This window comes from Candidatus Magasanikbacteria bacterium, assembly GCA_021648085.1.
Taxonomy (GTDB): domain Bacteria; phylum Patescibacteriota; class Patescibacteriia; order Magasanikbacterales; family UBA922; genus JAKITS01.
Map to the genome: position 1 here is coordinate 467,457 of JAKITS010000001.1, position 12,988 is coordinate 480,444.

12 protein-coding genes are annotated in these 12,988 nt (G+C 32.5%); 5 read left to right on the plus strand and 7 right to left on the minus strand.

Annotated features, from left to right (window positions below; translation table 11 throughout):
• Nucleotides 1–36 precede the first annotated feature (36 nt).
• Both L3J07_02355 and L3J07_02360 read left to right on the plus strand, forming a co-directional pair.
• Complete coding sequence (locus L3J07_02355; protein MCF6276670.1) at nt 37–402, plus strand: hypothetical protein; 366 nt, start codon at nt 37–39, stop codon at nt 400–402.
• A gap of 10 nt (nt 403–412) precedes the next feature.
• Nucleotides 413–715 (plus strand): hypothetical protein, encoded by a 303-nt coding sequence (locus L3J07_02360; protein ID MCF6276671.1) that lies wholly within the window; start codon nt 413–415, stop codon nt 713–715.
• A gap of 31 nt (nt 716–746) precedes the next feature.
• Here the strand turns inward: L3J07_02360 and L3J07_02365 are convergent, their stop codons facing one another.
• A complete protein-coding gene (locus L3J07_02365) occupies nt 747–3,476 on the minus strand; it encodes an ATP-dependent Clp protease ATP-binding subunit (protein MCF6276672.1) in 2,730 nt (909 codons plus the stop codon).
• Nucleotides 3,473–3,832, minus strand: a complete 360-nt coding sequence (locus tag L3J07_02370) for a hypothetical protein (protein ID MCF6276673.1) — start codon at nt 3,830–3,832, stop codon at nt 3,473–3,475. Before L3J07_02370 ends, L3J07_02365 begins: the two co-directional genes overlap by 4 nt.
• A gap of 102 nt (nt 3,833–3,934) precedes the next feature.
• Here L3J07_02370 and L3J07_02375 point away from each other — a divergent pair, with 102 nt between their 5' ends.
• Complete coding sequence (locus tag L3J07_02375) at nt 3,935–4,702, plus strand: hypothetical protein (GenBank protein MCF6276674.1); 768 nt, start codon at nt 3,935–3,937, stop codon at nt 4,700–4,702.
• Nucleotides 4,703–4,755: 53 nt separating this feature from the next.
• Here the strand turns inward: L3J07_02375 and L3J07_02380 are convergent, their stop codons facing one another.
• The 4 genes from L3J07_02380 to L3J07_02395 all read right to left on the minus strand — a co-directional run bounded on the left by L3J07_02380 (nt 4,756) and on the right by L3J07_02395 (nt 8,702).
• Complete coding sequence (locus L3J07_02380) at nt 4,756–5,103, minus strand: hypothetical protein (protein ID MCF6276675.1); 348 nt, start codon at nt 5,101–5,103, stop codon at nt 4,756–4,758.
• A 1-nt stretch (nt 5,104) separates the two neighbouring features.
• Nucleotides 5,105–5,998, minus strand: a complete 894-nt coding sequence (rsmH, locus tag L3J07_02385) for a 16S rRNA (cytosine(1402)-N(4))-methyltransferase RsmH (GenBank protein ID MCF6276676.1) — start codon at nt 5,996–5,998, stop codon at nt 5,105–5,107.
• 11 nt (nt 5,999–6,009) lie between these two features.
• Nucleotides 6,010–6,441 (minus strand): division/cell wall cluster transcriptional repressor MraZ, encoded by a 432-nt coding sequence (gene mraZ / locus L3J07_02390; protein MCF6276677.1) that lies wholly within the window; start codon nt 6,439–6,441, stop codon nt 6,010–6,012.
• A 1,001-nt stretch (nt 6,442–7,442) separates the two neighbouring features.
• The gene (locus tag L3J07_02395) at nt 7,443–8,702 is read right to left on the minus strand and encodes a GIY-YIG nuclease family protein (GenBank protein MCF6276678.1); all 1,260 of its coding nucleotides are present in this window, start codon (nt 8,700–8,702) and stop codon (nt 7,443–7,445) included.
• A gap of 37 nt (nt 8,703–8,739) precedes the next feature.
• Here L3J07_02395 and L3J07_02400 point away from each other — a divergent pair, with 37 nt between their 5' ends.
• Nucleotides 8,740–9,417 (plus strand): phosphatase PAP2 family protein, encoded by a 678-nt coding sequence (locus tag L3J07_02400; protein ID MCF6276679.1) that lies wholly within the window; start codon nt 8,740–8,742, stop codon nt 9,415–9,417.
• 11 nt (nt 9,418–9,428) lie between these two features.
• On the opposite strand, the gene uvrA is transcribed toward L3J07_02400, so the two are convergent.
• Nucleotides 9,429–12,008, minus strand: a complete 2,580-nt coding sequence (gene uvrA, locus L3J07_02405; protein ID MCF6276680.1) for an excinuclease ABC subunit UvrA — start codon at nt 12,006–12,008, stop codon at nt 9,429–9,431.
• Nucleotides 12,009–12,112: 104 nt separating this feature from the next.
• On the opposite strand from uvrA, the gene L3J07_02410 reads away from it, so the two are divergent.
• Nucleotides 12,113–12,532 (plus strand): hypothetical protein, encoded by a 420-nt coding sequence (locus tag L3J07_02410; protein ID MCF6276681.1) that lies wholly within the window; start codon nt 12,113–12,115, stop codon nt 12,530–12,532.
• Nucleotides 12,533–12,988: the final 456 nt, after the last annotated feature.

A 12,988-nucleotide genomic window follows, 5' to 3' on the forward strand; every position in this document is an offset into this window, starting at 1 on the left:
ATAACATTATGTAAAGAAACAAACAAGGAGGGCATTGTGTCTATATCGTTCATTACAAAAACAGCTTGGGTGATAAATCCAGACGACCCATCACAAATAGAATATTTTTTGTTTCTAAATGCAGAGAAAATGGAAGCTGACCAAAATTTTAAAGATTTTTTAGGAGAAGAGTATTCTGTTGTGGACTTGGGAGAATATGTAAATGATTTACTTGATTTTATACTTGTAAATTGCATACAGACTTTTGATTTTATATATAGCAAACAGCAGGAAAATTATGCAATTGCAGCTTTAGATATAAGTCAAAGAGATGAAAACAATGTATCTACAGACTTTTTATTTATTATAGTTTTAGAAAAAATAGATTCAGATAAAAAAAATCATCTCAAATTAGTAGAATAAGGAGTATAAAATGTCCATCGTCAAAAATATAGTCTTACTAGAATATAAAGACAATTCTTCAGAAATAGATATTATTGTCACTCTAAGTAAAATATTAATGGCGTTAAGTTCAGAATGTAAAAAAGCTTTAGGAATAAACCCGTCTTTGAGACTTTTGACCATCTTTATTTTGCAAAATTTTCCAGAAGTATCAGGTATTTTAAGTGAAAAAATATCAGAAGGTTGTGAGTTGAAACACATAAACATAGAGGTAGGTAGTACAAGCAATCCTTTAATGTTGTTAATTTTTACACTGAAAAAACCAACAAGTTAATCTAAAACTACACACTTAAGGGTGTAGTTTTTTATTTAATCTCTAACTCTAAACCTCTCCCCAAAATCACGACATCTCCCCTATTTAATTTATCTTCCAAAAACAAATCTGCCAACTTATTTTCTACATTGTCTTGAATAGCTCTTCGCATTGGTCGTGCTCCAAAATCTGGATCATAGCCAATATCAGCTAATTCTTCTAGTGCAATACTCTCCACTTTAAACTCAAAACCTTTCTCTTCCAATTGTACACCAACTTGTTTTAACATCAAACTTGCAATTTGTTTTATCTCTTCTTTTTCTAAAGTTTTGAACAAAACTATAGCATCAAACCTATTTAAAAACTCTGGTGCAAAATATTCACGAAGCTCATTTCGCATCATTTTTTGCCGAACCTCTTCTACCTCTACACCACTATTTAATTGTTCTTGTGCAAAAGCTGTGCCAGCGTTTGAAGTAGAAATTATAATTGTATTTGTAAAATCTACCGTTCTACCAACACTATCTGTAAGACGCCCGTCATCAAAAACCTGTAAAAATAAATTTAAAACATCTTTGTGTGCTTTTTCTAATTCGTCTAGCAAAACAAGTGAGAAAGGTTGTTTCATTACAGCTTCGGTGAGAATTCCTGTTCCTTGTTTTTCTGGTTGCCCAATCAATCTGTAAATACTATTTGGCTCTTGGTACTCACTCATATCTATTCTTATCATATTGTTTTCTGAGCCAAAATAATTATTTGCAATTGTTTTAGCAAGTTCTGTCTTTCCTACTCCGGTTGGACCTAAAAATAAAAACACAGAAATTGGCTTTTTCTCACTCCGCATACCAGCTCTTGCGCGCTTTAGTGCGTTTGCAACAAGCTCAACAGCATCGTCCTGACCAATTACCCTTTTGTGCATTTCATCTCCCAAATTCATCAACTTACTCTTTTCTTCACTTGTTACAGAAACCGCTGGAATTCCAGTCTTGCTTTTTATAATATATCCAATATCTTCCTCGGTCACCAGCTGAGAATTTGGTTTTGAGTGAACATAAGAACCAGCTTCATTTACAATTTCTAGCGCACTTCCTGGTAAACTCTTGTTGTTTATAAACTTCCTTGCCAAAACTACAGATTGTTCAATTGCAGAATAAGAAAAAAATACTTTATTTTTACTTTCAACTCCCCCAATTTTGGATTCTACCACTTGAATTGCCTGATTATTATCCAATTCTTTTATGTCCACAGTTTCAAAAACAGAGCTTAAATTACTTCCAGAAATAAATTTTTTATAGCCACTATTTGTACTTGTTGCAAAAGTTAAAATACTTCCACCACTCAAATGTTCGCTTAGGCTATTTGCAACTTCATTTGCCAACTCACTAGCCTCTGTATTCAATAATTCATCTAAATTTTCTAAAAATAAAATTACATTTCCAGCTCTAGCTACTTCACTCATAATTGTTAGAACCCTTTCTTTTGCCCCACTCGGCGTAGTGCCAGCGGTTAGTGAGCTCATAGAAATTTTTACCAATCTTTTGTCAAATAATCTTTCTGGAACATTGTTTTCTATCATTTTTCTTGCAAGCCCTTCTACTAATGTTCTTTTGCCAACACCATAATCTCCCACAAGTAAAATACTAGACCTACCACTATCCACAACTCTAAAAATTTCTTCGAATTCTTTTTTTCTGCCAATACATGGTGCAATTGCCCCATATTTTGCCATTGCAGTGAGATCTTCGCTAAATCTATTTAAATAGGGAGTAGAGACCGCAGTCATAGCTCTATCAATTCCATGTTTACTACGGAAAGATCCTGCTTTTTTAAGTTCTTTGTACTCTTCTCGCAATTTTTCTCGCAAAGAAAACCAAGCCGTCACATTTTCTAATTTATCACTGTCAATTTTTAAATCATACAAAATTTCTTGTAACCTCTCTGATTGTTCCAAAGTACAGACTAACAAATCCAAAACACCAACATATTTTTGACCATTTTTGAAAGCTAATTCATAAGCTTTGAAAATAATCTGATAAAAATCCTCTCTAAACTCTGGTAAATGCACACTTTTTCCAGGTGTCAGAAGTAAATCCTGATATTGCTCTTTGAAAAATTTTGTCGGTACTTCAAGCCGAAGCATTGAAGAAGAGACAAGTTTAGAGTCTAATAGTCCCATAAATAAATACTCCGAATTTACCTCTACTGATTTTTTATTTTTAGCTGTCAAATATACTTTTCCCAAAACATCTAGTGCGTCTTCCGTAAAACTTTTTGATATGTCTTTTTGTTGAGTTTTTTTAAACTTATCGACAATACTCCAATCTGATGAAGTAAGGTTTGAAAATTCTTGCTTTTCAAACTCTAATTTCTTTTTATAATTATAACTCTCAACTTTTCCAGCCTTTTTACCAAAAACCATTGTTCTATAAATAAAATAGCAAAAAAAGAAAATAGAAATTAAAAACAAAGCAACCAAATAATTACCAGAACCAAACCAAAAATCTGAAGTAAAAAAAGAAATAACTTCTAAATCTCTATAAAGAAAAAAAGAGAGTAATCCAAAGAAGATAAACGATAGAAACAAAGAAAGCGTTATTCTAATTTTATCCAAAACCTTTCTTCCTTTTTTAAGTTTTATATTATATTCAGTTATTTCGCTACCCCAATTTAACAATAAATTTCTACGGACCAAAACAGCCAAAAATCCACTGCAAGCAGTTTTGAATTTTCCCGGATCAGAACAGATTATAACTGGTAATTGTTCACCTTTTTGAAACTTCATAATAAACCAATAGAGCTAATAAAAACTACAAGTAGTACAGATGGGAAACTAATCCAAAACAAAACAAAAACCCCAACAATCCAAATCCAACCGATGACCAAAAATCCACGAACAACCCCATTTACAAGTCGCATAAAAAAACTCATAATTCTACCCTGCAAATCATACTGCCCAAACATTGGCACAAAGAGATTTTTAAACCACAAAAGTGGAGCTAAGCGTAAATTTGCCTGCCCAACCAAATTATAAGAAAAAATCAAAATCTGCTGTAAACCTTTTGTAAACCACCAAACTGGAAAATACAAAAAATCTAGCAGAAAATCTATAATTAATTTTTGTATAATTGCTATCCACATACATATATAATACCATATTTTTAGAGGTGGAACTAACTTGACCTTTTTATAAAAAATAATGTACTATATTTCTATACGATCATTACAATAAGAGGGGTAAAAATGAACAGAGAGGAGAGTGTCTATTCTTGGGAAAATGATTATAATATTTCTTCACAAAATTTAATAGCACAAAATAAAAGTGGTAAAATTATATCTTTATTAGTAGTGTGCAATAACGAATATGGTAAATATTTTTTAATTAGATTTGTACAACCAAATATAGACAAAGAAGTATGGAAAAAAATACAAACAGGTATGCAAAAATATTGTGTAGAGAGTAATGAGGAAATTTCTTTTATTTTTAGTACTTACGAAAATGGTAAACAAAAATCTTTGGAGTTGGCAAACAAAATTCTACAAAGTGCTGGTTTTGTTTTAGAAGAAAAATTAAAAGTTCAAAAAGAGTTTAAAACACTTTATAATACATGTTCAAATATAAGTCCTGAAACATTTGAAAATTTTTTAAAAAAAATTTATTTTTGGAAAATACTTACACCAACAATATATACGGCTTGCCAAAAAAATGGGGCTCAACTATTGTTTATATGTCAAAACAATAGCGGATACTGGCGAGTATCCCTAAATATAAAATATTTAGAGATACTTTTGCAAAAAAATTATACAGAATTATTAGAACTAATTTCAAACTTATTTGAAAATTCTCCGATATCAACCCTATTTCCAGTTTTTCAAATACAAATGAATTATTTATACAAGGAGTGGAATATCGGCCCTTTTGAAGATCCTGAAAAAGGCTTAAAACAAATTCAAAATGTTTTTGACAAAGTTCTACATAAACTAGGTTTTATTCTTTATCCTCATAAATAAAAATAAACCACACTTTTCAAAAGTGTGGTTTTTTAAATTATATTTTTATTTTTCTACCTTCTAGCAAAAACTCCAGCAGTCACATCCACATAATCAATTTTGGAAATAGGAATCATCTCCAATTCTTGTAAACGATCTTGGATACTATGCATAGAACGATATTGTGAAATCTCAAAACTTAATTTATCATTTTCACGCTCTAGTGATACTAGTTGTTTTTCCAAATCAGCAATTTGATAACCTTTTGTAGCCACAGAATTAACACTTCCCAAATACATAATCCCAAAAAAAGCAATCAAACAGAAAAGGAGTGCGCGAGTAGTTTTTGTCATAAACCACTTTCGAGCTTTCAATTTCTCGTCTCGCATTGCATGATTTTTATTGTGATTGTTTACACGCATATTATATTTTTTCTGCAACTCTTAATTTTGCACTTCTAGCTCGCCTATTTTCATTTAATTCTTCTTGTCCTGGCGAAACTGGCTTTTTTGTAATAATTTTCAACTTATTTTGCTGTGATTTGAAAAAATGTTTTACAACCCTATCTTCCAAAGAATGAAAACTTATAACAGCCAGTCTTCCGCCTGTTTTCAAATTTTCTACAGCTTGAGGAAGTACATCTTTCAAAATACGGATCTCATCGTTTACAGCAATTCGCAGTGCTTGTAAAATTCTAGTTGCCGGATGTATTTTTTCTCTTGAACCCTTCTTTTTGTAAATATCCATTGCAATTTCTACCAACTGACCTGTTTTAGAAAATTTTTCTTTTCTTCTTTTTTCAATTACAACTTTTGCAATATCTTTGGCAAATCTCTCTTCACCATATTCACGAAAGATTTTCTCCAATTCTTCAAAACTCGCATTGTTTAATATATCTGCTGCTGTTTCAGAATTTTCATGATCTTGGGCATTTCCACCAAACCTCATATCTAACAGTTCATCTTTTTGAAAAGAAAATCCACGACCACGCTCTTCAAACTGTGGACTAGACCAGCCTAAATCAAACAAGATTGCATCCACTTCTTTAAAAACCTCTTTTTCCAAAATCTTGCTAAAGTTAGAAAAATTATCTCTGACCAATACAACATTTTCTTCTGAAGATTCTAAAAATTTTTTTGCACGCAAAATTGCCTCGGGATCCATATCTATCCCAAGCAATTTTCCATTTGGTAAAATCTTTTCTAAAATGAGCTCCGAATGCCCTGCATCGCCAAGCGTCCCATCCACGACCTTCATTCCAGACTTCAAATTTAACAACTCTACCACCTCATTCACTAATACTGGTTTATGTCTCATACTTCCTTATTTTATACCCCCAAATCCGCCATCTGCTCTGCTATTTCACTACTTTCTTGTTCTGCTTTTGTAGTATATTCCACCCACTTTTCCTGATCCCAAATCTCCAATCTATTGTACAAACCTGCCACAATAGTTGTTTTTTTGAGCCCAGCAAAACTGCGCAAATATTCTGGCAAAACTATTCTTCCCTGCTTGTCTATATCCACATCCATTGCTCCAGCCAACATAAGTCTAGAAAACGCACGACTCTTGGCCTGACTAAAAGGCAAAGAAGCAAGTTTTTCCGCTAGCTTTTCCCATTCTTTTTTTGTATAAAGAAATAAACAATTGTCCAATCCACGAGTAATTACTGCACCACCTTTTAGATCTTCTCTAAATTTCTTTGGCACAGCCATTCTCCCCTTCTCGTCTAAATTGTGCTTGTATTCTCCAATAAACATAATTTTTTTAATGAGGCAAACCTCTTTGTGGTGTCAATCCTAATTTGAGTGATATAACCTATTGGTTAGTATTTTTTCAAACTAGTGAAAGAGCAAACGCTCAAATTAGGATTGGGGGCTATCACCAAATATTATTTTGTTGGCTAAATCTTCAAATTTTGAGCGGGACGAAAAGAAAAAATCTTTGCCCTGCCATAGCATCGGAAATATTTTTTCTTAAAGTCGCAGTCAAAATTTGAAGATTTAGGTAGAAATAGTGTTTGGTGATAGCCCTATAGTAGGAAGACAAGCATTTTCCCCACTTCTCACCACTTATATCCATTATATACCACTTCCGCACATTTCTCAACCATACTTATCCACAGGGTAGAAAATCATGATGCACGATACAGATAACATGAGGCAAAAAACACACATCATCCTGAGCGAAATGGAGCAAAGCGGAATGCAGTCGAATGCCTGCCGGCAGGCAGGGATCTTGAAATAGTTTCACTAAATTAAGAATTAACAAAGAATAAAAAAGACGGGCTAAAGTTTTATTTTAATTATTTATACTTTGATTATGTTGTACGGGGATCCGTTCGACTCCACTTCGTTTCGCTCAGGATGACGTGTGTTAATTTATCATTCTCAGCTTGACTTAGGAATCCAGAATCTCCAAATAAGAACATTGATTCAAACCTTAAAACCACAATCAAGTTGGGAATGACAAAAAAGGAACACAGGACATTCTACAAAAAATAAAAAAAACCGTTAGTTTTACCTAACGGCTTTTAAAAAACCGATGTCTTTTTTCAAAAAAAGTATATGGAATTTTGCTCAATAAAAAAAATAGAAATAAACCAGGTAAAAATCCTACGACAAATAGAACACTCCCCCTTCACCCCTAAAGCCTTAAATTTTGTAGCCATTACTTCCTCCTTTAGGAAAAGTATTGAAAAATGAACTAAAAACTACTAACTCAGAATTATATCCTATTTTACTCCTTTTGTCAGCCTTTTTTACCTTATTTTCCTCAACTTCCTCTGATAATTTATTGCAAACCTGTGCGCCTCATCGCGCACTTTTATGAAAGTTTCTTTGTTTTCTTCTACCAACTTATAATTTATCTGATCAAAAATAAATTCATTCTTTTTTCGTTTGGCGCCTTTTGCGATTCCAACCACAGGAATTTCTACACTAAATTCCTTCAAAATCTTTTTTACTCTGTTTACTTGCGGTTTTCCACCGTCTATTAGAAATACATTCGGCAAAAGCCACTTGTCATTACTCTGCTCATCTATGTCCACTGCCCCAGAATGGCGAAGCCTTCTTCTTATTACTTCTTCCAAACAAGCTGTATCGTTTTGTCCTTTTACAGTTCTTATTTTAAATTTTCTATATTTACTTTTGTTTGCTTCACCGTTTTCAAACACAACCATAGAGCCAACTTTGCCAGTTTCACCCAGATTAGAAATATCATAACCTTCTATTCTTTTTAATTTTTTCTCATCTTCAATGTTTGCCACAAAACTTTTGTTTATAAGTGCAATATCACGAATTTCTTGAAGAGAAAAAATCTGATTGCGAAGTCTGCGCGCCTCCTCGAACTCTTCTTTTTTTGCACTCTCTTTCATCCTTATTTTTAGCTGTTTTATCAAAATCTTCTTTTTTCCATTCAAAAATAATCCAAGCGGATTTACAATTTTTCTTTTATAATCTTTTGCAGAAATTTCACCTACACAAACACCTTCGCACTGATGCATTTGATAATACATACAAGATCGTTTTGCGTTTGGTTTGCACACAGAAAAATGAAAGATCCTACGAAGTACTGCTAAAGTTTCCTTAGATTTTAATCCAGGAAAAGGCCCAAAAATTTTTAAATATTTCTTTTTTATTTCTTTTTCAGAAAATTGCTTGAAAGTGTGCTGACGCAAAGTCAAAACACGCGAAAATTCATCTTTTGTAAAAATTATATAATTCCAACTTTTATCGTCCTTCCCTTTTACATTATATTTTGGCTCATACTTTTTTATATAAATTGCCTCCAAAATCACTGCTTCCAGTACAGAATCAGTTTGCTTGTATTTTATATTTTTTACCTCGTGAATCAACTCTTCTATTGGTCTAGAAGTTCTTTGCCCAGCAAAATAACTACGCACACGACTTTTGAGCGAAGTCGCCTTTCCTACATATATAAGCTGTTTTTTTACACAATAAAAAAGATAAATTCCTGGTTTATCTGGTAAATTTTGGATTTTTTTCTTTATATTCTGCATAACTTAAGACCTCTTCACTTGATTTTTCTATTATAATATGTTATTATCTTTTATTCAGTTCATTTCAACTCACCGATTAGGAGACATAATGGAAAAACGACTTACAGACAGATTAAAAAATACAAATCCTTTTTTTGTTTACACGGCACTATTCATATTATATGAAGTATTATATGTAATTACAAACAGAATTCCAACTTTTTATGGGCCATTTGAATTGCCAAAAATATTTTACGAAGACCAAATCCCACTTATTCCAGAAACATCTTTGGTTTACATTTCTATCTTTGGTTTTATGGCTATTACAATTTGGATGTTGCCGAGAAAATACAAAAACCCAACAGCTATAATATTTATGTATTTACTGTTTATTCACACCTTCATATTCTTATTTTTTCCAACTATTTATCCGCGCGAAGAGATTACTAATAAATATGGAATATTCGATTGGCTTATGCACGATATAATTCAAGAGTTGGATACTCCACGAAACTGTTTCCCCTCTCTCCATGTTTCACTTCCGTTTACAATGGCTTTTGTCTGGTTAAAATTAAGTAAAAAAATTGGAATTGTTATACTTTTTATTGCGACTTTAATTGCACTTTCAACACTCACTACAAAACAGCATTATTTGCTAGATGTGTTTAGTGCAATAGCAGTTTCATTTATTTTAGTACAGCTAAAGTTCAAAAATCCTCAAACCTCTTTCTATTGAAAGAGGTTTTTTTATTTTAAACTTCTTTTCAAATATTTTCCAGTGTGACTAAAACCATTCATCGCCACATCTTCTGGAGTGCCATATACTACAACTTCTCCACCTTTGTCTCCGCCATCTGGACCCAGATCAATTATCCAATCTGCACATTTTATCAAGTCCAAATTATGCTCTATTATCATTACAGTATTTCCTTGAGACACAAGTCTTTGAAGTACAACTATCAATTTTTTTATATCATCATAATGAAGCCCCGTTGTAGGCTCATCTAATAAATACAAAGTTTTTGTGGTATTTCTTTTTGCCAATTCTTTACTCAATTTTATTCTCTGAGCCTCTCCACCAGAAAGCGTGGTTGCAGATTGCCCCAAAGTCAAGTAGTCCAAACCAACCTCATTTAAAACTTTTAGTTTGTCATAAATTTGTGGAATATCTTTAAAAAATTCTTCAGCTTCTGCAATTGTCATATTCAAAATATCAGAAATATTTTTTCCTTTAAAATAAATTTTTAAAGTTTCATTGTCAAATCTGTGCCCACGACAAACATCACAATCCACCTGAACGCTTGGCAAAAAATGCATTTCAATAGTCAAAATACCCTTTCCTTCGCAATTTTCACATCTTCCGCCAACAGTATTAAAACTAAACCTTCCTTTTTTATAACCACGCATTCTAGCCTCTGGCGTAGATGCAAATAAATCACGAACATGGTCGAAAACTTTTGTATAAGTTGCAGGATTACTTCGAGGAGTTCTTCCAATTGCACGCTGATCTATTTTAATTATCTTATCTATATATTCTGTATTCAAAACTTGCTTATATTTACCTGTTTTTTTCTTCACATGATTCAGCCTGTTTGCAACAGTTCTGTACAAAATATCATTCATCAAAGTAGATTTTCCAGATCCAGAAACACCAGTCAAACACACAAATCTGCGAAGTGGAATTTCTACATTTATATCTTTCAGGTTGTGCTCTTCTGCTCCTTTTATTTTAATTTTTGGAGTTGTTCTATCTACTTTTCTTCTTTTTTCTGGGACTTCTATTTTCAACTCCCCTCTTAAATATTTTCCGGTTAAACTATCTACTGTTCCACTCGCCGTACAGCCATAATTATTACTAATTTTGTGATTCTTTTTTGCATCCAGCAAATCATCTGTTCTACCAGAATAAATTATATTTCCACCTTTTTTTCCTGCTTCTGGACCAATATCCACAACCCAATCACTCGCCAAAATTGTATCTTCATCATGCTCCACTACAATTACAGTATTCCCAATATCACAAAGCTGACGAAGTGTTGCAACTAGTTGTTCGTTGTCTTTTTGATGAAGCCCAATTGTAGGCTCATCCAAAACATAAAGTGCACCCACAAGCTTAGTGCCAACCTGTGATGCAAGGCGAATTCTCTGTGCTTCTCCACCACTCAAAGTCCCAGATCTGCGAGCCAAAGTTAGATAATGCAATCCAACATTAAGCATAAAACTAAGTCGATTTTTTATTTCATTTAGTGCAGCAGAAACAATTTCAACCTCTTTCTCATTTAAACCATCCAAATTATTAAAAAAATCTGCCACATCTGCAATAGTCAAACTCACAAGTTCAAAAATATTTTTTCCACCAACTTTTACATTTAAAGCGTCATTATTCAATCTTCTACCTTCACAAACAGGGCAAACCTCTTCACTAAACAATTCTTTGGTTCCAAGTCCATGACAATATTTACAATAACCATAAGGACTATTGAAACTAAACATTCTAGGCTCAATTTCTGGAAAACTATAACTATCTACAGGACAAGAATATTCTGTACTATAAAGCGACTCATCTATATCTGGATAAACTACAATACAAAGTCCATTTGATAAATCAACTGCATTTTCCACAGCTTCTGCCAAACGCTCTTTTGTTTCTTTATTTTGTACTTTTTCGTCCCCTGCCAAAGGAATTCTATCTACCACCACTTCTATAGTGTGTTTTTTCTTTTTTTCCAAAATTATTTGATCACGCAAACTTTTTAACCTTCCATCCACACGAACCTCTAAATATCCAGAGTTATATAAATCATAAAGCATTTGATAATACTCCCCTTTTCTACCACGAACAACAGGAGAAAATATTACCAATTCCTGAGCTTTTATTTTTACATTTTTCTTTTTTAAAACCTCTACAATTTTATCTACCATCTCGTCCACTGTCATCTTTTCTATTTTTGTATTACATTGCGGGCAGTATGGTTTCCCAATTCTTGCATAAATAACACGCAAATAATCATAAATTTCTGTAATTGTAGCAACTGTAGAACGAGGATTTGCACTGTGAGTTTTTTGATCAATTGAGATAGCTGGAGAAAGTCCTTCTATTTCATCTACATCTGGCTTTTGCATACTCCCCAAAAACTGCCGAGCATAAGAAGACAAACTTTCTATATATCTTCTCTGACCTTCTGCAAAAATAGTATCAAAAGCCAAAGAAGACTTCCCCGAACCAGAAAGACCTGTAAACACAATCATTTTGTTGCGCGGCAATTCTAAATTTATGTTTTTTAGATTATGCTCTCGTGCACCTTTTATAACTATTTTTTCTTGCATAGAAAACTAATTGTATCAGAAAAGTAGTATTTTGTAAATATAATTGAATTAAAATATACTTTATGCTAGATTTTAAATAAGCTCTTTCACAAATGGAGGTAAAAATGGACACGCAGGTTGAATCAGTGGATTATATTTCTATTTTTCTAATGACTTTGGTAAATTCTTTAATAGAATCTACATATACAATTGCCATATATTTTTTATGTTTTTCTGTGTTTATCTTTTTTGTAGTATTTTTAGTTAGAGAAATACTCAAAAAAAGACTTAGGGAAGAAGTACTCATAATACTTTATCTAAACAGATGTTTTATAAATTCAGAAAAAAGTTTTCCTTTTACAAGAATAAGAAGTGAAATGAGTTTCAAAAAAGATATTAAACCAAAACAAATTGCAAAATTACTAGCAAATTTGATATATCGAGAGCTAATTCAAGAGGTAAAAGATAGAAAAAATAGTTTATATTGGAATGAAAAACACTACGCACTCACCCAAAAAGGTAGAAATTTGTTCATAAGTACTTGACAAATATTAAAAAATAGAGTAGTAAAGACTCACTACTTAGAATATCAAGATCATTTGATAATTTAAGTAGGTACGAATACAAAAAACCTACAACCGACAGTCTTGTCTCTGGAATCTGTCATGGCTCCAAAGACAAAGCCCCGCTACTTTCTAGGTAGTGGGGTTCTTTTTTATTGTTATCATATTGAGCGGAGTGAAACGGAGTTGAAAACCCAATGCACGTCATATTGAGTGGAGTGAAACGGAGTCGAAATATCTCGATTTAATTTCATTAGAACTTTGAATATTTTATGTTTTGGTGATGATACTGTCCCGAGATCCTTCGGCTTCGCTCAGGATGACGTGTGGGATTTTTGTCATCCCCAACTTGATTGGGGATCCCCGCCTACCGGCGGACAAACAAAATTTATATAATAGTGTAATTATTATAGTTTATATATTTTTATATAAAAATAA